Raw genomic sequence first — 26,320 nt, forward strand, 5'->3', positions numbered from 1 at the left:
GTCACCCCACCATCCGTCACGAGCCGCCGCACCCCAGGAGTCCCGACCGTGCACCAGCCTCCGGAGCAGTCCGCCGCCGGCCAGCGCCCGTCGACCGGACCGACCGCCGGCGACGCCGGCGCCGGGCCCCCGGGCGTTCCCGCCACGCCGGGAGCGCCGCCGGCCCGGCAGTCGGAGCGCGAGGCGACGGCGGTCGGCCGGCTCGCCGGCACGGTGGAGCGGCTGCGGCTGGAACTGGACCGCGCCGAGGCCCACGCGGCGGGCCGCGCGGTCGTCGAGATGGCCGTCGGCGTGCTCGTCGAGCGGCTGCGGTGCGGCCCCACCGAGGCGGCGCGGCAGCTGGAGAGCCTCGCCGAGCGGTCCGGGACCTCGACCCTGGCCTTCGCCGCCGACCTCGTCAACCAGTCCGCGGCGGACGAGATATCCGCGCTCGCCCGCGGCTTCGTGGCCGGTGCCGCCGAGCCGTCGGCCGACGCCCCGCCGGCGGAGCCGGTCTCCGTCCGCCTCCGCAGCACCGAGGCGGACGCGCTCGCCGGCGACGCGGCGGCGGCCGCGCGGTCCATGCTGGAGCACGCGCTGCGGCCGCTCGGCGCGGCCGCCGTCGCCATCTGGGCGGCGCACCCCGACCTCTCGCTCTCGCTGGCCGGCAGTGCCGGCTTCCCCGAGGAGGAGGCCAGCCGCTGGCGGCACGTGCCCCCGGGCGTCCCGACCCCGGCCCGCAGGGCGCTGGACGAGCGCTCGGCCGTCGGCTACCCGACGCTCGCCGACGCCTCGCTCCCGTCGATCGGCCAGCACGAGGTCCGGGGCGGTCGGCTGGCCGTTCCGGCCGGCACCGGCGGCCGGCTCATCGGGGTCCTGGAGATCTGCTGGCACGACGCCCTGCCCGAGCAGTCCCAGTCGCTCCAGCGGCAGTTCGAGGCGCTCGCGCAGCTGGCGGCCGCGACCCTGGAGACCTGGAGCGGCCAGGAACCGCCCGGTCCCGAGCCGGACGACCGGCAGTTCGGTGAACTGCGGCAGCTGGTCGACGGCCTGCTCGACCCGTGCCTGGTCCTGCGGCTGTCCCCCGACGACGACCACCTCCCCCGGTTCCTGATCCGGCACGTCAATCCCGCCTTCGTCGACTTCGCCGGCCGGCCCACCGGCGCCATCGTGGGCACCCGGCTGCTGGAGGCGTACCCGCTGGCCGCCGAGCCCGGCGGGCTGGCGGAGAAGGTCGAGCACGTCTTCGCCACCGGGGAGCCCTTCCGCACCCACGACATGCACCTCGCCGCCCTGGTCGACGGCGTGCCGCTGACCACTCGGGCCCAGGTGAGCATCAGCCGGCACGGCACCCACCTGGCGGTGGTGTGGCGCCTCGGGGACGGCACCCCGAGGGTCGCCCGGCTGCTGCAGCACGCCCAGCGGCTCGGCCGGATCGGCGGCTTCGAGGAGAACCTGGGAACGCGTCAGATCGCCTGGAACGAGACCCTGTTCGAGCTGCACGGGCTGCCGCCCGGCGCGTCGCCGATCCCCCTGGACCAGCTGGCCGAGCACGCCCACCCGGACGACCGGCACACCATCGGCCGGTTCCTGCGCACCCTGCTGCACCACCGGCGGCCGGCCTCCACCGCCTTCCGCCTCCTGCGGCCCGACGGGGTCACCCGCCACATCCGGGTGGTGGCGGAGCCGGTGCCCGCCCCGGACAGCAGCCCGCACATCGTCCGCGGCGCCTACCAGGACATCTCCGCCCAGCACTGGACGGAGGTCGCCCTGGCCGCGACCCGCGACCAGCTGGCCCAGAGCGAGCAGCAGGCGGCGGAGCGCAGCCGGCTCGCGCTCCAGCTCCAGCACGCCATCATGCCGCCCGCCCGCGGCCCGCTGGACCTGCACGACCTGCACGTGGCCGTGCGCTACCGTCCGGCGGAGAAGGACCACCTGGTGGGCGGCGACTGGTACGACGCGCTGACGCTGCCCTCCGGGGACGTCATGCTGTGCGTGGGCGACGTCTCCGGGCACGGCATCGAGGCCGCCACCGGCATGGTCGCCCTGCGCAACGCGCTGCGCGGACTGGCCGCCACCGGCGCGGGACCGGCCCAGCTGCTGAGCTGGCTCAACAGCGTCACCCACCACCTCACCGACAACGTCACCGCCACCGCGGTCTGCGGCCTGTACGAGCCCGGGAGCGGCAGGCTCCGCTGGGCCCGGGCCGGGCACCCGCCGCCGGTCCTGCTGCGCGGCGGGCGAGCGGCCGCCCTCCCGCAGCTGGGCGGCATCCTGCTCGGCGCCCTGGACCAGGCGGACTACGAGGAGGGGGAGTTCGTGCTGGAGGCGGGCGACACCCTGGTGATGTACACCGACGGGCTGATCGAGCGCCGCGACGAGTCCCTCCAGGCCTCGCTGACCAATCTGACCGGCCTCGTCGAACAGGCGCACCGCGGCGCGGCCGCGGGCGTCGACGGGCTCCAGGACCAGCTGGACCACCTGCTGCGGTACAGCAGCGCGGACACCGACGACGACACCTGCCTGGTCGGGGTGGCGGTCCGGTAGGCCCGCTCCGGGCGGGCCCACCGGGACCGGACGGACTGGACGGTCAGGAGGTGACCGGCGGGCGGTACACGGTCAGCGCCGCCGGGTTCTTGGACAGCCGCAGGGCGCCGCGGGCGGGGACGCTCTCGCCGTCGACGGCGATCCGGTCGGCGTCGCCGAGGAAGTCCAGGTCCAGGACGCGCAGCCGGGCGGTCCGGTAGACCCGGGAGCGGTGCAGGGTGCCGGACAGGAAGGCGGCGGCGAGGCGGGTGCGGGCGAAGGGCCTGCCGCCGTCGACGACGCGGACGTCGAGCTTCCCGTCGGCCAGGGCGGCCCGGTGGGTGGGCGCGAAGCCCGCCGGTTCGTACGCCCCGTTGCCGGCGAACAGCAGCCACACCCGGTGCGGGCGGCCCCCGGCGTGCACGGTGACCGGTTCGGCGGTCGGCAGCAGCTTGGCGACGGCCACCGCGAGGGCCGGCCACTTGCCGATGCGCTTCTCCAACTTCTCCCGCTGGTGGACGAGTTCGGGGTAGATGCCGAGGCTGAAGGTGTTGACGAAGGTGCGCGACCCGGTGTGGTCGACGGCCAGTCCGAGGTCCACGCCGACCGCGGTGCCGGCCTCGACGGCCGTGGCGGTGTCCTGGTGGGTGGTGGTGCCGAGGTCGAGCGCGAAGTGGTTGAGGGTGCCGCCGGGGAAGACCGCCAGCGGCAGCTTGCGGTCGACGGCCAGGCCGGCGGCCAGGTTGACGCTGCCGTCGCCGCCGCACACCCCGAGCGCGCCGCCGTCGCGGGCCGCCCGGTCGGCGGCCTCGGTCAGCAGTTCGGCCAGGTCGTCCTCGGGCCCGCACACCCGGACGTCCGCCTCGGGCAGCAGGCCGCGCAGGGTGTCGGCCGTCTCCTCGGGGCCGGTGGCCGTCATGGAGCCGTTGCCCGAGCCGGAGTTGACCACCACGGACAGGCCCCGGCCGCGCGGCAGGGCCGGTGCCGGGAAGGCGGCGGGGGCGGCGGGCGGCGGCGCGTCGGACGAACGGGGCCACCAGCGCAGCGTGGTGGCGGCGGCCGCCGTTCCGAGGGCCGCGCCCGCGAGGACGTCGCCCGGGTAGTGCACCCCGGTGTAGACGCGGGAGAGCGCCACCGCCGCCGCGACCGGGGCGACGGCCGCGCCCAGCAGCGGGGACTCGATCGCCACGCCGGTGGCGAAGGCCGCCGCGGAGGCGGAGTGGCCGGACGGGAAGGAGGTGGTGACGGGCTGGCGCAGCAGCCGTCGCACCGACGGCACGCCGTCCAGCACCGGTCGGGGCCGGCGGGTGGCGTGTTTGGCCACGGTGTTGGCGGTGGCCGAGGCGATCGCGAGCGAGCCGAGTCCGCGCAGGGCGGCGCGCCGGCCGCGGCGTCCGCCGACCGCGCCGAGGAGGGCGGCGGCGCCCGTCCAGAGCACTCCGTGGTCGGCGGCCCGGCTCAGCGCCCGCAGCCACGGACCGGTCCCGTGCAGCCGGGCGGCGGCGATGCGGTCGAACAGGGCCCGGTCGATGGCGTCGAGTCGTGAGGTCCCCAGTCGTGTCATCCGACGAGCCTAATGGGGTTCGGTGCTGCGGGGCGGGAAGGCGGCCCGCCGGTGTGTCACACGAACGGCGGCGGGCCGGGCCCGCGGCGCGGGCGGGCGTGCCGCGGGCCGGGGCGAGGGGACGGAGCGGGGCGAGGCCGGGATCAGGCCCCGTCGGTGGAGGCGGCCAGCAGTCTGGTCACCGAGCCGTCGTCCCCGACGACGTCGCGCAGGTGCCGGAAGCCGAGCCGGCGGCACATCGTCAGACTCGGGGTGTTCTCGGCGCCGACCATGCCGTAGACCTCCTTGAGCCCCAGCTCGTCGCGGGCGTAGCGGATCAGTCCGCGCACCACCTCGCCGCCCAGGCCGCGGCCCCAGAACTCCGGGGCCAGCGCGGTGACCAGCTCGTGGCCGTCGACGTTCCCGGTGCGCTTGACCTCGGCGTGGCCGGCGTACGCCCCGTCCAGCCAGATGCCCCAGACGTCGAAGAGGTTCTGCGGGTAGACGTCGGACAGGATCGCGCGGAACAGGGTGCGGATGTCCGGCTCGGGAACGAGGTCCTGGCCCATCCAGCGGCACACCTCCGCGTTGCGGAGCAGGGAGACGAAGGCGTCCTCGTCCTCGGGCCGGTAGGGGATGAACTCCAGGTGCTCGGTGCGCAGCGGAGGGGTCATGGTGCTCTCCTCGGGGTGGTGGCGGCTCGGTGCTGCGGTGGTGCGGGGGCGGTGCGGTGGTGCGGTGGCCGGGAGGGGCCGCCGGTCGGCGCGGGTGCGACCGGCGGCCCCTCACGGTGGCGGTCAGGCCCCGGCCTTCTCCATGCGCTCGCGCAGGCTCTTCGGGCGCATGTCGGTCCACACCTCGTCGACGTAGGCGGTGCACTCGGCCTCGGTGCCCTCGGTGCCGACGGGCTGCCAGCCGGCCGGTACCTCCAGGTCGGCAGGCCAGAGGGAGTACTGCTCCTCGTCGTTGCGCAGCACCTGGTAGCGGGTGTTCTCGTCCATGTCGGTCTCCTTCGTCATCGTCGGTGAGGTCGTGTCGGTCGGTCGGTCGGTCGTGGCGGGTGAGGGTTCGCTCACCGTCCTTCCCGGGCGTGCCGGGCGATCCACCGCAGGGCGGCGGCGAAGTCCTCGGCGGCCCGGCGGACGGCCTCGGTGGTGTGGACGGCGGGCCGGTGGTGCCAGGTGAAGGCGAGGCGTCCGTGCTGGGCCGCGCCGACCACCTCCAGCGGGTGGGAGCCGCCGTCCCGGGGGTCGTGGTCCTGGCCGAAGGAGCCGAGTTCGGCGCGGACCAGGCCGTCTGCGGCACTCTCGGGCCGCGAGTCCCACTGGCCGAGGTAGTTGAAGACCACCTGGCCGTGCCCGCCGGCGGCGAGCCGCTCGCGGACCTCGGCGCTGCCGAAGGTCCGCAGGGCGCCGAAGCCCAGGCCGTTGCCGGGCACCGCGCGCAGCTGCCGGCGGACGGTCTTCACCAGGGCGCGCCAGTCGCGGTCCGGGCCGAGGTCCGCGGGGTCGGGGACGTCGAAGGCGACGGGGTGGACGGTGGTGAACCAGCCGACCGTACGGGACAGGTCGACGCCGTCGAGCAGGTCCTCCCGGCCGTGCCCCTCCAGGTCGAGGGCGACCCGCGGCCGGCCGCTCCAGCGGGCCAGGGCGAGGGCGAGGGCGGCCAGCAGCACGTCGTTGACCCGGGTGCGGTAGGCGGCGGGGGCGGCGCGCAGCAGCGCCTCGGTGTCCGCCTCGTCGAGTTCGACGGTGACCGCCGCGCTCCCGCCGTCGCCGGGGCCGGCCGGGCCGCCCGGCAGGGCCGCACGGGCACCCACCGCCTGCTCCCAGTACGGGAGTTCGTGGTCCAGGCCGCCCTCGGCGACATGCGCCGCGAGCCGGTGCGCCCAGTCCCGGAAGGAGGTGGTGCGCTCCCCCAGGGTGATCGCCCCACCGCGGACGGCCTGCCGGTGGGCGCTGTCCAGGTCGTCGCGCAGCACCCGCCAGGAGACGGCGTCGACGACCAGGTGGTGGGCGACCAGGAGCAGCAGTGCCGGGTGGTCGGGGTGGCCGGTGAACAGGGCGGCGCGCAGCAGCGGTCCGTGGGCGAGGTCGAAGCCGGCGTGCAGTTCGTCGGCGGCCTTGGCCATGGCCGCGTCGGCGGCCTCGGTGTCCTGGCCGGTCAGGTCGTAGCGGGACAGGAGGTCCTCGACGGGGGCGGGCGGCGGGTTGAACTGGTGCCAGCCGGCCTCGTCGCGGGTGAAGCGCATCCGCAGGCCGTCGTGGTGCTCCAGCAGGGCATAGAGGGCGGCGCGCAGCGCCCGGGGGTCGGGGTCGGCGGTGAGTTCGAGCAGGGTGGACTGGTTGAAGTGGTGGTGGGCGGCGCGCGGGGTGGTGAGGAACCACTCCTGGATGGGGGTGAGCGGTACGTCGCCGGTCACCGGGCCGTCGTCCGCGGGTTCGGCGGCGGTGCGGACGACGGTGGCCAGTGCGGCGACGGTCTGGTGGCTGAACAGGTCCCGGGTGGCCAGGTGGAGGCCGTCCCGGCGCAGCCGGGAGACCACCTGCATGCTGAGGATGGAGTCGCCGCCGAGCAGGAAGAAGTTGTCGTCGGCGCCGACCTGGTCGAGGCCGAGGACGTCCGCCCAGATCCGGGCGATCCGGCGTTCGAGGTCGGTCTCCGGGGCCCGGCCGGGGCCGGCCGGGGCCTGGGCCGGGCCGGGGTCGGGCAGGGCCCGCCGGTCGAGCTTGCCGTTGGGGGTGAGCGGGAGCCGGTCCACCGCGACGAAGGCCGAGGGGACGAGCTGCGGTGGCAGGAACTCGCCGAGATGGAGCCGGAGTTCGAGGGCGGGTGCGCCGGCGGCGGGGTCCGCGGGGACGACGTAGCCGACGAGCCGGCCGCCGGAGGGGCCGTCGGTGCGGACGGTGACGGCGGCGTCGCGCACCAGGGGGCTGCGGCGCAGGGCGCTCTCGATCTCCCCCGGTTCGATCCGGTGGCCGCGCAGCTTGACCTGTTCGTCGGCGCGTCCGGCGAAGCGCAGCACGCCGTCGGCCTCGCGGCGGGCGAGGTCGCCGGTGCGGTACATCCGCTCGCCGGGCGGGCCGTACGGGTCGGGCAGGAAGCGCTGGGCGGTGAGGCCCGGGCGGCCGAGGTAGCCGCGGGCGAGGCCGGGGCCGGCCAGGTAGAGCTCGCCGGTGATGCCGGGCGGTACCGGCCGCAGGGCGGTGTCCAGGACGTAGGCGCGGGTGGCGCCGCTGGGGCGGCCGATGGCGGGGCTGCCGGTGCCGGGGGCGAGCGGGCCGGTCCAGGTGGCGACGACGGTGGCCTCGGTGGGGCCGTAGGAGTTGATCATCCGTCGGCCGGGGGCCCAGGTGTCGACCAGGTCGGCGGGGCAGGCCTCGGCGCCCACCACCAGGGTGCGCAGCCCGGGCAGGGCGGCGGCCGTCCCCGGTTCCACGGTGGCGAGGGCCGCCGGGGGGATCAGGGTGTGGCTGATCCGGCGTGCGGTCAGCACCTCGGCGAGCCGTTCGCCGACCAGCGGGCCCTGCTCGCCGGTGACCAGGGCGGCTCCGGAGAGCAGGGAGATGCACAGCTCCAGTACGGAGGCGTCGAAGCTGGGCGAGGCGAACTGGAGGACCCGGTCGCCGGGGCCGACGGCGTACTGCTCGGCGGCGGCCGCCGCGAAGACGGCGAGGCCGGCGTGGGTGACCAGGACGCCCTTGGGGGTGCCGGTGGAGCCGGAGGTGTAGATCGCGTAGGCGGGGTGGGCGGGGGTGAGCGGGGCGCGGCGGTCGGCGTCGGTGGGCGGGGTGTCCGGTCCTTCGGCGGCCCAGACCCGGGCCGGGTCGTCGAGCACCAGGTGGGCGCCGGCGTCGCGGACCATGAACTCCCGGCGGGGTGCCGGGTAGTCCGGGTCGACCGGGAGGAAGGCGCCGCCGGCCTTGGTGACGGCGAGCTGGGCGACCGTCATGGCGGCCGAGCGGGGCAGGGCGAGGGCGACCAGCCGCTCCGGTCCGACGCCGCGCCCGATCAGGTGGTGGGCCAGCCGGTTGGCGGCCCGGTCCAGTTCGGCGTAGGAGAGCGTCCGGTCGCCGTCGAGCAGCGCCGGCGCCTCGGGGGTGGCGGCGGCCCGGCGCTCGAACAGCTCGGACAGGGTCGCCTCGGGCACCGGGCGCAAGCCCCCGGCCGGTTCGGCGGCGGGCTCCTCCGCCCCGGCCAGCGGCAGCGCGCCGACGGCGCATCCCGGATCCCGGGCGACGGCGGTCAGCAGGGTGGTGAGCTGGGCCGCCATCCGTTCGACGGTGGCCGGGTCGAACAGGTCGGTGCTGTAGGTGACCAAGCCGTGCAGCGCGCCGTCCGCGGCCTCGACGAACTCCAGCACGAGGTCGAAGACCGTCCGGAGGGTGTCGGTCTCGATGCCGGTCACGTCGAGGCCCGGCAGGTCGACTTCGCCGGACGGGGCGTTCTGGAGCACCACGTGGACCTGGAAGAGCGGGCTGCGGCTGGTGTCGCGCTCCGGCTGGACCGCGTCGACCACCTTCTCGAAGGGCACGTCCTGGTGGGCGAAGGCGTCCAGGACGGTCTGCCGCACCTCGCCGAGGAGGGCGTCGAAGGGCTGCCCGGGCTCGACCCGGGAGCGCAGCACCAGGGTGTTGACGAAGAATCCGACCAGCTGCTGGACCTCGGGCCGGTGGCGGCCGGAGGTGATGGTGCCGACGGCGATGTCGGTGTCCCCGGCGAGCCGGGCCAGGTAGGCCTGGGCGGCGGCGACCAGGGTGGTGAACAGGGTGGCGCCGCGTTCCCGGCCGACCTCGGCCAGCCGGCGGGCGGTGTCGGCGGGCAGCTCCAGCCGGACGGTGGCGCCGTTGCCGGTGCGCACCGCGGGCCGGGGCCGGTCGGTGGGCAGCCGCAGGGGTGCCAGGCCGGCCAGTCGGCTCCTCCAGTAGTCGAGTTGCCCGTCGGCGGTGGCCCCGTCGGTGCGCTGCCAGTGGGCGTAGTCGGCGTACTGCACCGGCAGCGGCGCCAACGGGGCCTGCGCGGTGCCGAGTTCGGCGCGGTAGAGGTGGGCGAGGTCGGCGAGCAGCACGCCGGTGGACCACCCGTCGGTGACCATGTGGTGCAGGGTCAGCGCGAGCGCGTGGTCGCCGTCGGACAGCCGGACCAGCGCGGCGCGCAGCAGCGGTCCGCGGCGCAGGTCGAAGGGGCGGGCGCGTTCGGCGGCGAGCAGTTCGCGCAGGGCCCGCGGCCGTTCCTCCGCGGGCCGTGCGGAGAGGTCGTGCAGCGGCAGCGGTACGGCCCGTGGCGGGTGGACGTACTGGACGCCGTGGCCGTCGACGCTGTCGAAGGTGGTGCGCAGCGCCTCGTGCCGGGCCGTCAGGGCGGTCAGGGCGGCGCCGAGGGCGGCGCGGTCGAGGGTGCCGCGCAGCCGCAGGGCGAGTGCGACGTGTTCGGCGCTGTCGGGCGCCAGCTGCTCCAGGAACCAGAGGCGTTGCTGGGCGTAGGACATCGGGGCCGCGCCGTCGCGGGCCACCGGGCGCACCGGCGGGCGGGCCGGGGCGGCGGGCGCCTCGGTGAGCAGCCGGGCCAGGCCGGCCGGGGTGGGGTGGTCGAAGACCGCGCGGGGGCCGAGGTCGGTGCCGAAGGCGTCGGCGAGCCGGGCGGTGAGCCGGATGCTGAGGATGGAGTCGCCGCCCAGGTCGAAGAAGCCCTCGTCGATGCCGGGCGGGCGGATGCCGAGGACCTCGGCGAAGACCTCGGCGGTGCGGCGCTCGGCCGCGGTGCGCGGTTCGGTCCGGGCGCGGCGTTCGCCGCCGGGCCGCTGTTCCGGCGCGGGCAGGGCGGACCGGTCGACCTTGCCGTTGCGGCTCAGCGGGAGGGCGGCGAGCGGGACGACGGCGGCCGGGACGAGGTAGTCGGGCAGGGTGCGGGCGGCGAAGGCCAGCAGCTCCCCGGGGTCGACGGCGCCGACCGGGTAGGCGACCAGCCGGCGGGCGCCGGGCCGGTCCTCTCGGACCACCACGGCGACGTCGGCGACCCCCGGATGGGCGGCGAGGGCGGACTCGACCTCGGCGGGCTCGACCCGGAAGCCGCGGATCTTCACCTGGTCGTCGGCGCGGCCGAGGAACTCCACGGTGCCGTCGGGGCGGCGCCGGGCGACGTCCCCGGTGCGGTACATCCGGGCGCCGGGCGGGCCGGCGGGGTCGGCGAGGAAGCGGGCGGCGGTGGCGCCGGGGCGGCCGAGGTAGCCGCGGGCGACGCCCTCGCCGGCCAGGTAGAGCTCCCCGGCGCAGCCCGGCGGGACGGGCCGCAGCCGCTGGTCCAGGACGTGCACCCGCCGGTCGTCCAGCGGGCGGCCGATCGGGACGCTGTCGGGCACCGCGGCGGCGTCCGGGAGGGCGTGGGCGGTGGCGAAGGTGGTGGTCTCGGTGGGCCCGTAGCCGTCCACCACGGTCAGCCCGGGGCAGGCCGCCAGGACGCGGCGCACGGCGGCGGCGGGCACCACGTCCCCGCCGGTCCACAGGGCCCGCAGCCCGGTGAAGCAGTCCGGCGCGTCCTGGGCGAGCAGCCGGAAGAGCCCGGCGGTGAGCCAGAGCGCCGTCGGCCCGTCCGGTCCGGCGAGCCGGCGCAGCAGCGCGGCGCCCACCGGCCCGTCGGGGGCGACCAGGACGCAGCCGCCGTTCAGCAGCGGCGCCCACACCTCGAAGGTGGCGGCGTCGAAGGCGACCGGCGAGTGCAGCAGCACCCGGTCGCAGCGGCCGCCGGTGAAGCGGCTGTCGGTGGCGAGCGAGGCCACGTCGCGGTGCCGCACGGCGACGGCCTTGGGCTCGCCGGTGGAGCCGGAGGTGTACATCACGTACGCCAGCCGGTCGGGGTCGGCGGGCGGCAGGCCGGGGCCGGCCGGGTGGTCCTGTGCGGCGGCGACCTGGTCGGCGGTGAGCAGCACCTTCGCGCCGGCCCGGTCGAGCAGCGCGCGGCGGCGCTCCTCGGGGGCGCGCCGGTCGACGGGCAGGTAGGCGCCGCCCGCCTTGAGGACGGCCAGCTGGGCGACGACGAGTTCGGTGCCGCGGTCCATCGCCAGGGCGACCCGGTCCTCGGGGGCGAGGCCGTCGGCGAGCAGCCGGGCGGCCAGCCGGTCGGACCACTCGTCGAGGCCGCGGTAGCTCAGTTCGCGCCCGCCCTCGCGCACGGCGGGGGCGTCGGGGGTGCGGCGGACCTGCTCGGCGAGGACCGCCAGCGGGCTGCGCGGCGCCGGCGGGCGGGCGGTGGCCTGCCAGGAGGCCAGCAGCTCGCGGTCGGCCGGGGTGAGGGGGTCCAGCGCGGCGAGGTCGCCGTCCAGGCCGTCGGCGAGGGCGGTGAGCAGCAGGGCGAGGCGGTCGGCGGCGTCCTGGGCGGTGCGCCGGTCGAAGAGCGCGGGGTCGTACGCCAGGTCGAAGGCGAGCTGCCCGGCCAGGTGGGCGCGCAGGCACCACGGGAAGGTGGTGGCGTCGTCGGCGCGCACCTCGGCCACCCGCACCCCGGTGCGGTTCGCGGCCGACTCGTCGACGGGATAGTTCTCGAACACCAGCATGCTGTCGAACAGCGGTTCCCCGGCGGGGAGTTCGCTCAGGGCCTGGATCCGGGGCAGCGCCAGGTGGTCGTGGCGGCGGGCGTCGCTCTGCCGGTCCTGGAGCTCGCGCAGCCAGGGCGCCACGGCGCCGCGGGCGGGCAGCCGGACCCGGGCCGGCACGGTGTTGATGAACAGGCCGATCATCGTCTCGACGCCGGGCAGTTCGGCCGGCCGCCCGGAGACTGTGGTGCCGAAGACCACGTCCCCGGTGCCGCCGTAGCGGCCCAGCAGCAGCGCCCACGCCCCCTCGACCAGGGTGTTGACGGTCAGTCCGGCGGCGGCGGCGTTCTCCCGCAGCCGGGCGGAGAGCGCCTCGTCGAGGGTGCGGTGGACGGCGGCGGTGGAGCGGGCCCGGTGGGCTCCGGCGGGCCGGCGGTCGTAGGGCAGCGCGGTCCGTTCGGTGAACCCGGCCAGGGCGGCGCTCCAGTGGTCCTCGGCGGCCTGCCCGTCCTGCTCGCGCAGCCAGGCCAGGAAGTCCGCGAACGGGCGCCGCACCGGGCGGGGCGCCTGCGGTCCGCCGGTCAGCGCGGCGTACTCCTCGCACACCTCGGTGAGCAGCTGTCCGGTGCTCCAGCCGTCCAGGATCAGGTGGTGGGTGGACCAGAGCAGCAGCACCTCGTCGCCTGGCAGCGCGGCCAGCGCCAGGCGGGTGAGCGGCGCGGTGCCGAGGTCCATCCCGGCGGCGCGCTCCTCGGCGAGCAGCCGTTCGGTCTCCGCGGCCCGCTGTCCGGGCGTCAGCCCGCGCCAGTCCAGGTGGCGGACGGGCAGCGCGGCGCGGCGGGCGACCAGCTGGACGGGGTGCGGCAGGCCGCGCCAGTGCACGGCGGTGCGCAGCGCCGGGGTGCGGTCGGCGACCAGCTGCCAGGCTTCGGCGAAGGCCGCCGGGTCGGCGACGCCGGCCAGCCGTACGGCGATCCGGTCCACGTAGGCGCCGTCCTCGTCGACCAGGCCGTGGAAGAGCATGCCGGACTGCAGGGGGGTCAGCGGCAGCACGTCCTCGGTGTCGCGGCCGTCGCCGACCAGGCGGTCCAGCTGCCGCTGGTCGAGGCCGGCCAGCGGGAAGTCGGACGGGGTGCGGCCGCCGGCGCCGGGGGCCGCGCAGTGCTCGGCCAGCTCGCGCAGCGCCTGGAGCGTCTGCTCGGCGAGGGCGCGGACGGTGGCTTCCTCGTAGCGGGCCGCGGGGTAGGTCCAGCCCAGTTCGAGCCGGCCGTCCTGGACCGCGCCGACGACGTCCAGCAGGTACGGGCGGGGCTCGTCGGGGTCGGTGTCCCGACCGGCCGGGGGCAGCGAGCCGCGCAGCAGCCCGTCGGCGCCGGTGCCGGTGTCCCACTGGCCGTGGTAGTTGAAGCCGACCTGCGGAGCGGCCGCGTCGGCCGGCAGGGCGGACGGGCGCAGGTGGCGCAGGGCGCCGTGGCTGAGGCCGCGCAGCGGGACGGCGCGCAGCTGCTCCTTGACCGAGCGCAGGGTGTCGTGCCAGCCGGCCTGCGGGTCGACGCGCAGGGCGAGCGGGAACTCGGCGGTGAACCAGCCGACCGTCCGGGAGAGGTCCTGGTCGGCGAAGAGGTCCTCGCGGCCGTGGCCCTCCACCCCGATCAGCACGGTGTCCCGGCCGCACCAGCGGGCCAGGGTGCGGCCCAGGGCGCTGAGCAGGACGTCGTTGACCTGGGTGCGGTAGGTCTCCGGGACCCGGCGCAGCAGCGCCGCGGTGGTCGGCTCGTCCAGCGTCACGGTGACGGTGGCGGCGGTGCCGTGGGTGTTGGGACCGGGCCGCCCGGACGGCAGGTCGGCCGGGGCCCGGCCGGTGCGGGTCCAGTAGGCGGTGTCGCCGTCCAGGGCGCCGGAGCGGGTGTGCCGTTCCAGCCGGGTGGCCCACCGGGCGTAGGAGGTGCCCGGCTCCGGCAGCCGGACGGGTGCGCCGGTGCGGGCGGCGCGGTGGGCCGCTTCGAGGTCGGCCAGCAGGATGCGCCAGGAGACGCCGTCCACGGCCAGGTGGTGGACGGTCAGGACGAGCTGGGCCGGCTGCTGCTCGCCGCCGTCGAAGTGGAGGGCCCGCAGCATCCGGCCCTCGACCGGGTCGAGGGAGCGCTGGGCCCGCTCGACGGCCTGCTGCAGTTCGGCCTCGGAGCCGGCCCGGTGGTGGGTGAAGGCGCCGTCCGGCGCCTGGGCCAGGACCTCCTGGTGCCAGCCCGTCGCGCCGTGGCGGAACCGGGTGCGCAGCGCCGGGTGGTGCTCCACCAGGGCCAGCACCGCCCGGTGCAGGGCGGCGGGGTCGGTGCCGGGGGCCAGCGCCAGCCGCTGGGTCATGGTGAAGCGCAGCGCCTCGCCGGGCCGGCGGCCGTCGAGGTACCAGTGCTGGATCGGGGTGAGCGGCGCCTCGGTGGGCTCGGCCTCCCGGCCCTCCGGGGACTGCGCGGACTCCCCCGCGCACAGGGCGAGTTCGGCGATGTTCTGGTAGCGGAAGACGTCCTTGGTGGTGAGGGCGAGCCCGGCGGAGCGGGCCCGGGAGACGATCTGGATGCTGAGGATGGAGTCGCCGCCGAGCGCGAAGAAGTTGTCCCGGGCGCCGACCCGCGGCACGCCCAGCACCTCGGCCCAGATCGCGGCGAGCCGCTCCTCGGTGCCGGGGCGCGGTGCCACGTACGGGGTGGTGCGGTCCGGCTGGGCGGGCGGGGCGGGCAGGGCGCGGCGGTCGGTCTTGCCGCCGGTGGTGCGCGGGATGCGGGCCAGCGGGACGAAGGCGGTGGGCACCAGGTGGTCGGGCAGGGTGCGCCGCAGCCAGGCCCGCAGCTCCTCGGCGGGCGGCACCCGGTCGCCGGCCGGCACGGGGTAGCCGACCAGCAGGGTCCGCCCGCCCTGCTCGCGGGCGGCGACGGCGCAGTCCGCGACGCCGGGGTGGGTCAGCAGCGCGGCCTCCACCTCGCCGGGCTCGATCCGGAAGCCGCGGATCTTGACCTGGGCGTCGGCCCGGCCGAGGAACTCCAGCTGCCCCTGCGCGTCCCAGCGGGCCAGGTCGCCGGTGCGGTACATCCGGGCGCCGGGCGGGCCGTACGGGTCGGCGAGGAAGCGGGCGGCGGTCAGTCCGGGCCGGCCGAGGTAGCCGCGGGCGACCTGCGCCCCGGTCAGGTACAGCTCCCCCGGCATGCCGGGCGGCACCGGGCGCAGCGCGCCGTCCAGCACGTACGCGCCGAGGTTGCGGCCCGGCCGCCCGATCACCGGGCGCTCGGGGTGGTCCGCGCAGCGGGTGTAGGCGGCGTCGACGGTGCACTCGGTGGGGCCGTACACGTTGTAGGCGGTGATCCCGAGCCCGGCCCGGGCCGCGGCCAGTTCGCGCCAGACGGCGGCGGGCACGGCCTCGCCGCCGACCAGCAGCAGCCGCGGGTGGTGCGGGGCGGGCGCGAGCAGCCCGGCGGCGGTGAGTTCGCGCAGGTAGGACGGGGTGACGTTGACCAGGTCGAGCCGCTGGTCGACGATCGTCGCGCAGAAAGCCTGCGGGTCCAGTCGGACGTCCTCGTCGATCAGGTGGAGCTCCTGCCCGAAGGCCAGCAGCAGCGGGCCCTCCCAGCTGGTGTCGAAGGAGAAGGAGGCGCTGAGCGCGATCCGCAGCCGGGCCCCGTCGGCGGTGTGCGGGGCGAGCAGCTCCTCCCGGTGGTCGTGGGCGAGGTTGACCAGCTGGCGGTGTTCGACGACCACGCCCTTGGGGCGGCCGGTGGAGCCGGAGGTGTGGATCAGGTAGGCGGCGTGCCGGGGCAGCAGCGGCGACGTCCGCTCGGCGTCGGTCAGGTCGTGGCCGGGCAGCTCCTCCCACGGCACCTCGCGCAGCGCCCGCTCGGTCAGCACGGTGCGCGGCCGGGTGTCGTCGAGCAGCAGGGCGGCCCGCTCCTCGGGCAGGTCCGGGTCGACGAACTGGAGGACGGCGCCGGCCTTCAGCACCCCGAACAGGGCGACCAGCAGCTCCGAGGTGCGCGGCAGCCGGACCGCGACCACCTGCTCCGGGCCGGCGCCGAGGGCGGCCAGGTGGCGGGCGAGCCGGTTGGCCCGGGCGTTGAGGGCGGCGAAGTCCAGGGCGGCGTCCCGGGCGACCACCGCGGTGGCGTCCGGGGTGCGGGCGGCCTGGGCCTCGAACAGGGCGGTGAAGGTGGTGTCCGGTACGGGCAGCGGCTCGCCCCGGCCCTGGCGCAGCACCTGCCGCCGCTCCTCCCCGGTCATCAGCGGCAGCGCCCCGACGGCCGTTCCGGGCGCCTCGGCGGCGGCGGCCAGCAGGGTGGTCAGCCGGTCGGCCAGCTGCTCTGCGGTGCGCGCGTCGAACAGCCCGGTGTCGTACTCCAGGTAGCCGGTCAGGCCTCCGTCGTGCTCGGCGAAGTCGAAGGAGAGGTCGAAGGTGGCGTTGCGGACCGGCGGGGTGACGGGTTCCACCGTCAGGCCGGGCAGCCGGGGCGCCTCGGCGCCGAGGTTGTGCAGCGCCACCATCACCTGGAACAGCGGGGTGCGGCTGGTGTCGCGCTCCGGCTGGAGGGCGTCCACCAGCCGTTCGAAGGGCACCTCCTGGTGGGCGAGGGCGTCCAGCACGGTGCGCTGCGCGGCGGTCAGCAGCTCGTGGAAGGACAGTTCGGGGCGGATGTCGCCGCGCAGCACCAGGGTGTTGACGAACATGCCGACCACGTCGTGGAGTTCGCCCTGCTCGCGGCCGGAGGTGACGGTGCCGACGGCGATGTCCCGCTGCCCGGACCAGCGAGCCAGCAGCACCTGGCAGGCGGCCAGCAGGACGGTGTAGAGGGTGCCGTCGGCCTCCCGGCCGCGCTCGCGCAGCCGGGCGGTCAGCCCGGCGGTCAGCGTGAAGGTGACCAGCGCGCCCTGCCGGGTGCGCACCGCCGGGCGCGGCCGGTCGGTGGGCAGTTCCAGCGGGGTCAGGCCGTCCAGCGTCCGGCGCCAGTGGTCGAGGTCGGCCTCGGCGGCGGCGGTGCGGGAGCGCTGCCAGGCCGCGTAGTCGGTGTACCGGACGGGCAGGGCGGGCAGCCGCGGCCGGCGCCCTTCGACGGCGGCCGCGTACAGCTCGCCGAGGTCGCGGCCCAGGACGCCCATCGACCAGCCGTCGGTGGCGATGTGGTGCACGGCCAGGGCGAGGACGTGCTCGTCGGCGGCCGTGCGGGCGAGGTGGGCGCGCAGCACCGGGCCTTCGGCGAGGTCGAAGGGGGTGGCGGCGATCCGCTCCAGCAGGGCGTCCAGGTCCTGCGGCCGGACGTCCTCGCAGGGCAGCGCGACGGGGTGCGGCGGGTGCACCACCTGGCGGGCCCGGCCGTCCCGCTCGGCGTAGCACGTCCGCAGCGCCTCGTGCCGTTCGACCAGGGCGTCCAGCGCGCCGCCCAGCGCGGCCCGGTCGAGGGGGCCGCGCAGCCGCAGCACGGACAGCGCGGTGTACTCGGTGCTTCCGGGTTCGAAGCGGTCGAGGAACCAGAGCCGCTGCTGGGCGTGGGAGAGCGGCGGCTCGGTGCCCGGGTCGGCGGCGGGGATGACGGCCGGTACGGTCTCCGGGCCCGGTGCGCCGAGCGTCTCGGCGAGGTCGGCGAGCACCGGGTGGGTGAACAGCAGCCGGGGCGAGAGGTCAGCGGAGCCGAAGGCGGCGCGCAGCCGGGCGGTGACCCGCACGGCGAGGATGGAGTCCCCGCCGAGGGCGAAGAAGTCGTCCTCGGCGCCGATCCCGTCGGTGTCCAGGACCTCCGTCCAGGCCTCGGCGACCAGCCGCTCGGCGGGGGTGCGGGGCGCGGTGCGCTCGCGGCCGGCCGCGTAGCCGTCCGGGCCGGGCAGCGGCAGGGCGCGCCGGTCGAGCTTGCCGTTGGGGGTGAGCGGCAGGGCGGCCAGCGGGACGTAGGCGGCGGGCACCAGGTAGGCGGGCAGCAGCCGTTCCAGGTGGGCGCGCAGCTCGGCGGCGGACGGGGCCCGCGCCGGGTCCCGGCCGACCACGTGGGCCACCAGCCGGCGGGTGCCGGCGGCGTCCTCGTGGACGCCGACGGTGGCCAGGGCCACGCCCGGGTGGGTCTGGAGGGCGGCCTCGATCTCGCCGGGTTCGATCCGGTAGCCGCGGATCTTGACCTGCTGGTCGGCCCGGCCCAGGTAGCGCAGGGTGCCGTCGGCCTGCCAGCGGGCCTTGTCGCCGGTGCGGTACATCCGGGTGCCGGGGGCGCCGAACGGGTCGGCGAGGAAGCGGGTGGCGGTCAGGCCGGGCCGGTTGAGGTAGCCGCGGGCCAGGCCCTCGCCCGCCACGTACAGTTCGCCGACCGCGCCGGGGGGCACCGGGGCGAGGTCGCCGTCGAGCACGTACAGCCGCAGGTCGGCGATGCCGGTGCCGATCGGGCCGGGGCCGCCGGCGGCGGCGGTGCGCCGGTCCAGCGCGGTGTGGGTGACGTGCACGGTGGTCTCGGTGATGCCGTACATGTTCACCAGGCGCGGTGAGTCCTCGGGGTGGCGCCGGTACCAGTCGGCGAGCCGGGTGACGTCCAGCGCCTCGCCGCCGAAGACCACCGTGCGCAGCGCCAGCCTGCCGGAGACGTCCGGGTGCTGGGCGTCGGCGCGGGCCAGCTGGTGGAACGCGGACGGGGTCTGGTTGAGGACGGTGACCCGCTCGTCGGCGAGCAGCCGCAGGAGGTCCTCCGGGGAGCGGGCGGTGTCCTCGGGCACCACCACGAGCCGGCCGCCGTGCAGCAGCGGGCCCCAGAGCTCCCAGACCGAGAAGTCGAAGGTGTAGGAGTGGAAGAGCGTCCAGACGTCCTCGGCGCCGAAGCCGAACAGTTCCCGGGTCCGCTCGAACAGCCGCACCACGTTGGCGTGCGGCACCACGACGCCCTTGGGGCGGCCGGTGGAGCCGGAGGTGAAGATGGCGTAGGCGGGGCTCTCGGGCAGCGGGCGGTGGCCGGGCCCGAGCGGGCCGGCCGGGCGGCGGGCCAGGTCGGCGCGCACCCCCGGGTCGGCCAGGGCGAGGACGGGGACGTCCACGCCGGCCGGCTCCGTCAGGGTCACCAGGGCCACCGGGGCGGCGTCGCGCAGCAGTTCGTCCCGGCGTCCGGCGGGCAGGCCCGGGTCGAGCGGCAGGTAGGCGGCGCCGGTCTTGAGGACGGCGAGGACGGCCACCACCAGGTCGGCGGTGCGGGGCAGCGCGAGGGCGACGTAGCGTTCGGGGGCGGCGCCGAGCTCGGCCAGCCGGTGGGCGAGCCGGTCGGCGCGGGCGTCCAGTTCGGCGTAGTCCAGGTGCTCCTCGCCGCAGGTGACGGCCTCGGCCCGCGGGGTGCGGGCGGCCTGCGCCTCGAACAGCTCGACCAGGGTGTGCCCGGGCCGGCCCTGGGCGGTGCCGTTCCAGTCGACCAGCAGGCGGCGCCGCTCCTCGGCGGTGGTCCAGGCCAGTGCGCGCAGCGGGCGCTCCAGCCCGTCGGCCAGCTCGGTGAGCAGCAGGCGGAGCCGCTCGGCGAGGGCGCTCACGGTCTCGGCGTCGAACAGTTCCGGGTCGTAGCCGAGGTCGAAGCCGAGCTGCCCGCCCTGGTGGGCGCGCAGCACCAGCGGGAAGTTGGTGGCGTCCCGGGAGGAGACCTCGGCCAGGCGCACCCCGGTGCCGGCGGCTCCGGCGTCGTCGAAGGGGTAGTTCTCGAAGGCGACGATGCTGTCGAACAGCGCGCTTCCGGACGGGACGTCGCTGAATCCGGTGAGTTCGGCGAGCGAGACCGCCGAGTGCCGGCGGGCCTCGGCCTGCGCCTCCTGGAGTTCCCGCAGCCAGTCGGCGGCGGTGCGGTCGCCGTCCACCCGGACCCTGGTGGGCAGGGTGTTGATGAACATGCCGATCATCGACTCGACGCCGGGCAGTTCCTCGGGCCGGCCGGAGACGGTGGTGCCGAACAGCACGTCCGGCTCGCCGCTGTAACGGGACAGCAGCAGCGCCCAGGCGCCCTGCACCACGGTGCCGAGGGTCAGCCCGGAGCTCCGGGCGGTGCGGGCGAGCCGCTCGGACACCCGCTCGGACAGCGCGGCGCTGTGGACGCCGGCCGAGCGGGCCCGGTGAGCCTCGCGGCGGACCCGGTCGGCGGGCAGCGGGGTGGCGGTGGCGAAGCCGTCCAGGACCTGCCGCCAGTGGGCGCGGGCGGCCCCGGTGTCCTGCTCGGCCAGCCAGCGCACGTAGTCGGCGAAGGGGCGGCGCACCGCCGGGGCGGGCGCGCCGCCGGTGGTGAGCGCCGCGTACTCGGCGAACACGTCGGTGAGCACCTGGGCGAGGCTCCAGCCGTCCAGGACCAGGTGGTGGGAGGTCCACAGCAGCTGGAGCCGGGCCTCGGGCAGCCGGACCAGGGTGAGCCGGGTGAGCGGGGCGGTGGCGATGTCCAGGCCGAGCGCGAGGTCGTCGGCGCACAGCCGGGCCAGCCGTTCGGCGCGTTCGGCCGGGTCGGCGTCCCGCAGGTCGAGGTGGGTCACCGGCAGCCGGACGCTCCGGCGGACCACCTGGAGCGGGGCGGGGACGCCCTCCCAGACCACCGAGGTGCGCAGCGCGGGCGTCCGGTCGGCGACCCGCTGCCAGGCCAGGGCCAGGGCCTGCGGGTCGGCGACGCCCTCCAGCAGCAGGGCGGCCTGGTCCAGGTAGACGTCGTCGGGGCCGCCGACCAGCCGGTGGAAGAGCATGCCCTCCTGGAGCGGGGTGAGCGGCAGCAGGTCCGTCACGTCCCGGCCGTCGCCGACGAGCCGGTCCAGCGCGGCCTGGTCGAGGCCGGCCAGCGGGAAGTCGGAGGGGGTGCGGCCGCCGGCGCCGGGGCGGGCGCAGTGCTCGACGATGGCGCCCAGCGCGGTGGTGGTGGCCAGGGCCAGGGCCCGGACGGTGTCCTCCCGGTGCGTCCGGTCGCTGTAGTGCCAGGTGAGTTCCAGCTCGCCGTCGGCGACGACGGCGGAGACGTCGAGCAGGTGGTCCAGCGGTTCGTCCGGGGCGAGGTCCCGGCCCGGGGCCTCGCCGGCGGGGGCGAAGTCGCCGCCGGCGGGGGCGGTCCACTGCCCGTGGTAGTTGAAGCAGACCTGCGGCAGCGGGACGTCCCGCAGGGCCGCGGCGCCGGGGGCGGGCGAGCCGAGCCGGGCGAGGGCCTCGTAGCCGAGGCCGCGGCGGGGCACGGCGCGCAGCCGTTCCTTGGTCTGCTTGAGGGTGGCGGCCCAGTCGGGGGCGTCGGCCGGGCCGGCCGGGGCGAGGGTGACGGGGTACTGGGTGGTGAACCAGCCGACGGTGCGGGAGAGGTCGAGGTCGTCGAACAGCTCCTCGCGGCCGTGGCCCTCCAGGGCGACGGTGACCCGCCCGGTGCCGGTCCAGTCGGCGAGGGCCCGGCCCAGGGCGCTGAGCAGCACGTCGTTGACCTGGGTGCGGTAGACCTCGGGGACCTTGCGCAGCAGCGCCTCGGTGGTGGCCCGGTCGAGCCGGGTGCGCAGGGTGCGCACCGAGCCGGCGGTGGGGGTGCCGGGCAGGTCGACGGGCAGCGGCTCGGCGGGGGTGCCGGTCTCGGCGGTCCAGTACGGCAGGTCCTGGTCCAGGCCGCCGGCCCGGACCAGTTCGGCGAGCCGGTGGGCCCAGTCGGTGAACGCGGTGGGCTCGGGCGCCAGGTCGGGGGCGGCGCCCTCGGCGGCCTGCCGGTAGGCCCGCTCCAGGTCGGCGAGCAGCACCCGCCAGGAGACGCTGTCCACGGCGAGGTGGTGGGCGGTCAGGAGGAGCTGGGGCCGGGCGTCGGCGGCGGGCCGGAACAGGACGGCGCGCAGCAGGGTGCCGGTGGCCGGGTCCAGTGCGGCGCGGGCGGCCTCGGCGGCCCCGGTCCGGTCCGCGCCCGGTTCGAGGACGGCGAGCAGCCCTCCGGCGTCCGCGACCGGTTCCTGTCGCCAGGCGGCCCCGGTGCGGGTGAAGCGGGTGCGCAGCGCGGGGTGGGCGGCTACCACCGCGGCCAGCGCCCGTTCCAGGGCGTCCTCGTCGAGCCGGTACGGCAGGTCGAGCAGCATCGACATGGTGAAGTGGCGCAGCGGGCCGTGGGCGGCGAGGAACCACTCCTGGACCGGGGTGAGCGGGGCGGGCCCGGCCTGGTGCCGCGGTTCGGCGGTGGCGGGCGCCGCCGTGGTGCGGGCCGCGGCGGCGAGGTCGGCGACGGTCTGGTGGCGGAAGACGTCCTGGGACGCGATCCGCAGGCCCGCGGCGCGGGCCCGGGAGACGGCCTGGATGCTCAGGATCGAGTCGCCGCCGAGTTCGAAGAAGTTGTCGGTGACGCCCACTCTCGGCACGCCCAGCACCTCGGCCCAGACGGCGGCGAGGGTCTCCTCCTCGGGGGTCCGCGGGGCGATGAACTCCCCATCCCGGACGTCGACTTCGGGGGCCGGCAGGGCGCGCCGGTCCAGCTTGCCGCTGGTGGTGAGCGGCAGCGTGTCCAGCACGGTGAAGGAGGACGGCACCAGGTGGTCGGGCAGCACCCGGCGCAGGGCCGCGCGCAGGTCGGCGGCGGGACGGGCGGCGCCGTCGGCGAACACCAGGTAGGCGGCCAGCCGGTGGTGTCCCCGGGCGTCGGGTACGGCGAGGACGGCGGCTCCGGCGACCTCCGGCAGGTCGAGCAGGGCGGCCTCGACCTCGCCGGGTTCGATCCGGTGGCCGCGCACCTTGACCTGGTCGTCGGCGCGCCCGAGGTACTCCAGGCGCCCGTCGGCGGTCCAGCGGGCCAGGTCGCCGGTGCGGTACATCCGGCTGCCGGGCGGGCCGTACGGGTCGGCGGTGAAGCGGGCGGCGGTCAGGCCGGGGCGGCCGGCGTAGCCGCGGGCGACCTGCTCGCCGGCCAGGTGGAGTTCGCCGCTCACCCCGGGCGGCACCGGCTGGAGCCGCCCGTCCAGGACGTAGGCGCGGACGTTGGGCAGCGGGCGGCCCACCAGCGGCCGGTCGCCGTCGTCGATCCGGCAGGCGAGCGCGTCGACGGTGCACTCGGTGGGGCCGTAGTAGTTGTAGGCGGCCACCTCGGGGCGGGCGGCGAGTTCGCGCCAGAGCCGGGGCGTGACCGCCTCGCCGCCGAGCATCAGCACCCGGGGGCGGTGGCGGGGGTCGTCGAGCAGCCCGGCGGGCAGCAGTTGGCGCAGGTAGGAGGGGGTGAGGTCGAGGAAGTCGATCCGGTGGCGCACGACGTACCCGACCAGGGCGGCCGGGTCCATCCGGGTGGTCTCGTCGACCAGGTGCAGCGGGTGGCCGTCGGCCAGCAGCAGCACGCCCTCCAGCGAGGTGTCGAAGGAGAACGAGGCGGTCAGCGCGACGTTCAGCGGCCCGCCGCCGGCGTCGGCGACGAAGCCGGCCCGGTGGGCGGCGAGCAGGTGGGTCAGAGCGCCGTGGGGGACGGTGACGCCCTTGGGGCGGCCGGTGGAGCCGGAGGTGTAAAGCACGTACGCGGTGGTCGACAGGTCCGGCGGGGCGAGCGGGCCGGCGTCCTGCGGGTCGGTGTCCGGCAGGGCCCGCAGCGTCTCCTCGTCCAGCAGCAGGGCCGGGCGGGCGTCCTCCAGCAGTCGGCGGACGCGTTCCTCGGGCAGCGCCGGGTCCAGCGGCAGGTAGCCGGCGCCGGCCTTCCAGACCGCGAGGACGGCCACCACCAGGTCGGCGGTGCGCGGCAGCCGCAGCGCGACCAGCCGCTCGGGGCCGGCGCCGCGGGCGGCGAGGTGGCGGGCGAGCCGTTCGGCGCGGGCGTCGAGGGTGGCGTGGTCGAGCCGCTCGTCCCCGGCGACCAGGGCCGGGGCGTGCGGGGTCAGGGCGGCCCGGCGGCGGAACAGTTCGGGGAGGCTGACGGCCTCGACGGGCAGCTCGGTGGCGTTCCACTCCCGGGTGACCTGCGCGGTCCCGCTCGCGGAGAGCAGCGGCAGGGTGGCGAGCGGGCGGTCCGGTTCGGCGGCGGCGCCCTCCAGCAGCCGCAGCAGCTGGTCGGCCATCCGGCGGGCGGTGGGCGCGTCGAAGAGGTCGGCGCGGTACTCCAGGACGCCGGCGAGCGCCTCGCCGTCGGGGACGAACTCCACGCTGAGGTCGAAGGTGGCGGCCTGCCGGGGCACGGTGACCGGGGCGGTGGCGAGGCCCTGCGGGTCGCCGGCCGCGGGCGGCGCGGGGTGCAGCAGCACCAGGACGTCGAACAGCGGGTTGCGGCCTGCCTCGCGGGGCGCGCCGACCGCCTCGACGAGCCGTTCGAAGGGCGTGTCGCCGTGCGCGAGGGCGTCGTTGCCGGTCTCGGTGGCGGCCGCGAGCAGGGTCGCGGAAGGAGCCGTCGGGCTCCACCCGGGTGCGCAGCACCACCGTGTTGACGAAGCAGCCGACGGCCCGTTCCAGCTCGGTGCGGGAGCGCCCGGCCATCAGCGTGCCGACGGTGACGTCCGGTCGGCCGGACCAGCGGGCCAGCAGCGCCTGGGTGCCGGCCACCAGCGCGGTGTTGAGGGTGCCCTGCCGTTCGGCCGCGAGCTCGCGCAGCCGGGCGGTGAGCGGCGCGGGGACGGTGAAGGCGTGCAGGCCGCCGGGGCCGGCCTCCTCGCCGCGCCGGGGGTGGTCCAGCGGCAGTTCGGGCGGCACGGCGCCGGCCAGCTTCTCCCGCCAGTGGGCGAGTTGGCGCTCCAGCCGGTCGCCGGAGAGCTGTTCGCGCTGCCAGAGCGCGAAGTCCGGGTACTGGGTGGCGACCTCGGGCAGCCGCGGCTCGGCGCCGCGGGCCAGGGCGTCGTAGGGCGGTGCGCAGTTCGTCCAGGACGACGCCCATCGACCAGCCGTCGGTGACGATGTGGTGGGCGGTCAGCTGGAGCACGTGGGAGTGCTCCGCCTCGGCGACCAGCAGGGCGCGCAGCAGCGGCCCCCGGGCGAGGTCGAAGGGCCGGGAGTACTCCCGGAGCAGGACGTCGTCCAGGCCCTCCCCCGCGGCCGGGGCCAGGACCGGCAGCTCCACCGGCCCGGCCGGCTCGACGGTCTGCACCGGCCGGCCGTCGTGCTCCGCGAAGACGGTGCGCAGCGCCTCGTGGCGGGCGACCACGGTGGTCAGCGCCGCGGCCAGCGCCGCGCGGTCCAGCGGTCCGGTGAACCGCAGGGCGACGGCGCTGTTGTAGCGCGGGTCGCCGGGGGCGCAGCCGGTCCAGGAACCAGAGCCGCTGCTGGACGAAGGAGGGCGGCAGCGGGCGGCCGCGGTCGGCGCGCGGGATGGCCCGCTCGGCGGCGGCCCCGGTGCCGCCGGCCCGGCCGGCCAGCCGTTGCCGCAGGGCCTCGCGCAGGTCGGCGGGCAGCGCGGCGGCGCGGTCCCGCTTCGAGGGCGTCGAGGGTGTCGGAGGCGTCGAAGGCGTCATGGTCGGCTCCTCACCGTTCGTCATCGTCGGGGCTGCCGGAGGCGGCGGCTTCGTCGGGTCCGCCCAGCGCGGCGGCTTCGAGTTCGCTCAGCACCAGGTCCTCCACCAGGTCCGCCAGGGCGGCCACGGTGCGGGAGACCAGTACGTCGCGGGGGGGTGAGCGTGACGCCGAAGGCATCGTTGGCCCGGGAGGCGATCAGCAGGGCGCGCACGGAGTCGCCGCCCAGCTGGAAGAAGTCGTCGGTGGCGCCGACGGCGGTGTGCAGGGCCGCGGCCCAGATCTCCGCCACCGCCTCCTCGGTGGGGGTGCGGGGTTCGACCCGTCCGGCCGGTTCGGCCTCGCCGGGGCCGGGGGCGGGCAGGGCCGCCCGGTCGGTCTTGCCGCTCGCGGTGAGCGGGAAGCTCTCCAGCACCGCGAAGGCGGCGGGGACCATGTGGCCGGGCAGCGAGCGGGCGGCCAGGGCGCGCAGTTCGGCGCCGGTCGGCGGCTCGGTGCCGGGGGCCGCCAGCAGGTGGGCGACCAGCCGGGGCAGCCCGGGCTCGTCCTCCCGGACGCTCACCACGGCGTCCAGCACGGCCGGGTGGCGCGTCAGCACGGCCTCCACCTCGCCCGCCTCGATCCGGTGGCCGCGCAGTTTCAGCTGGTGGTCGGTGCGGCCCAGGTAGTGCAGTTCGCCGTGGCGGGTCGCGGCGCACCAGGTCCCCGGTGCGGTACATCCGGCTGCCGGGCGGCCCGTACGGGTCGGCGGTGAAGCGGGCGGCGGTCAGGCCGGGGGCGGCCGAGGTAGCCGCGGGCCAGGGCCGGTCCGCTCAGCCACAGCTCGCCGGGGACGCCGTCGGGCACCGGCCGCAGCCGGGCGTCCAGGACGTACGCGCCGGTGCCGGGCAGCGGGCGGCCGATCGGCGGGGCGGCGCCGTCCGCGGTCAGCGGCGCGGACCAGGTGGCGACCACGGTGGCCTCGGTGGGGCCGTAGGAGTTGACCATGCGGTGGTGCGGGGCCCAGCGGGCGACCAGGTCGGCGCCGCAGGCCTCCGCGCCGACGATCAGGGTCTTCAGCGCGGGCAGGCTGCCGGGGGTGTCGGCGGGCAGCGTGGCGAGGGCGGCGGGCGGCAGCAGGGTGTGGGTGATCCGCTCCGCCCGGAGCAGCCCGGCCAGTTGGGCGCCGAGCAGCGGGCCGGGCTCGGGCACCACCAGCCGGGCGCCGTGCGGCAGGGCCAGGCACAGTTCCAGCACCGAGGCGTCGAAGCTGGGGGTGGCGAAGGCCAGCACCCGGTCGCCGGGGGGCGAGCCGGTAGTGCTCGGCCTCGGCGGCGGCGAAGGCCGCGAGGCCGCGGTGGGTGACCACGACGCCCTTGGGGGTGCC

At 77.2% G+C, this 26,320-nt stretch carries 7 protein-coding genes and 2 pseudogenes; 1 reads left to right on the forward strand and 8 read right to left on the reverse strand.

Features of this window, described 5'->3' with window-relative positions:
• Positions 1-48: 48 nt before the first annotated feature.
• Positions 49-2,526 carry a SpoIIE family protein phosphatase gene (locus ACZ5GH_RS38565; protein ID WP_387758800.1) on the forward strand — a complete coding sequence of 826 codons (2,478 nt, stop codon included), beginning with the start codon at positions 49-51 and terminating at the stop codon, positions 2,524-2,526.
• A gap of 43 nt (positions 2,527-2,569) precedes the next feature.
• Here ACZ5GH_RS38565 and ACZ5GH_RS38570 read toward each other — a convergent pair whose 3' ends face one another.
• The 8 genes and pseudogenes from ACZ5GH_RS38570 to ACZ5GH_RS38605 all read right to left on the reverse strand — a co-directional run bounded on the left by ACZ5GH_RS38570 (position 2,570) and on the right by ACZ5GH_RS38605 (position 26,226).
• Entirely contained in the window at positions 2,570-4,069 is a 1,500-nt protein-coding gene (locus tag ACZ5GH_RS38570) for a phosphatase PAP2 family protein (RefSeq protein ID WP_464336972.1), read from the reverse strand.
• 143 nt (positions 4,070-4,212) lie between these two features.
• Complete coding sequence (locus ACZ5GH_RS38575; RefSeq protein ID WP_387758796.1) at positions 4,213-4,722, reverse strand: GNAT family N-acetyltransferase; 510 nt, start codon at positions 4,720-4,722, stop codon at positions 4,213-4,215.
• Positions 4,723-4,845: 123 nt separating this feature from the next.
• Positions 4,846-5,049 carry an MbtH family protein gene (locus ACZ5GH_RS38580; protein WP_387758795.1) on the reverse strand — a complete coding sequence of 68 codons (204 nt, stop codon included), beginning with the start codon at positions 5,047-5,049 and terminating at the stop codon, positions 4,846-4,848.
• Positions 5,050-5,120: 71 nt separating this feature from the next.
• The gene (locus ACZ5GH_RS38585; protein ID WP_464337021.1) at positions 5,121-23,885 is read right to left on the reverse strand and encodes a non-ribosomal peptide synthase/polyketide synthase; all 18,765 of its coding nucleotides are present in this window, start codon (positions 23,883-23,885) and stop codon (positions 5,121-5,123) included.
• 61 nt (positions 23,886-23,946) lie between these two features.
• A pseudogene (locus tag ACZ5GH_RS38590) lies at positions 23,947-24,339 on the reverse strand (condensation domain-containing protein); the annotation flags it as partial.
• A 73-nt stretch (positions 24,340-24,412) separates the two neighbouring features.
• Positions 24,413-24,703, reverse strand: a pseudogene (locus tag ACZ5GH_RS38595) (condensation domain-containing protein); the annotation flags it as partial.
• A gap of 273 nt (positions 24,704-24,976) precedes the next feature.
• A complete protein-coding gene (locus ACZ5GH_RS38600; protein WP_464336973.1) occupies positions 24,977-25,552 on the reverse strand; it encodes a phosphopantetheine-binding protein in 576 nt (191 codons plus the stop codon).
• Positions 25,553-25,593: 41 nt separating this feature from the next.
• The gene (locus tag ACZ5GH_RS38605) at positions 25,594-26,226 is read right to left on the reverse strand and encodes an AMP-binding protein (RefSeq protein WP_464336974.1); all 633 of its coding nucleotides are present in this window, start codon (positions 26,224-26,226) and stop codon (positions 25,594-25,596) included.
• Positions 26,227-26,320 lie beyond the last annotated feature (94 nt).

This window comes from Kitasatospora sp. Xyl93 (assembly GCF_055383135.1).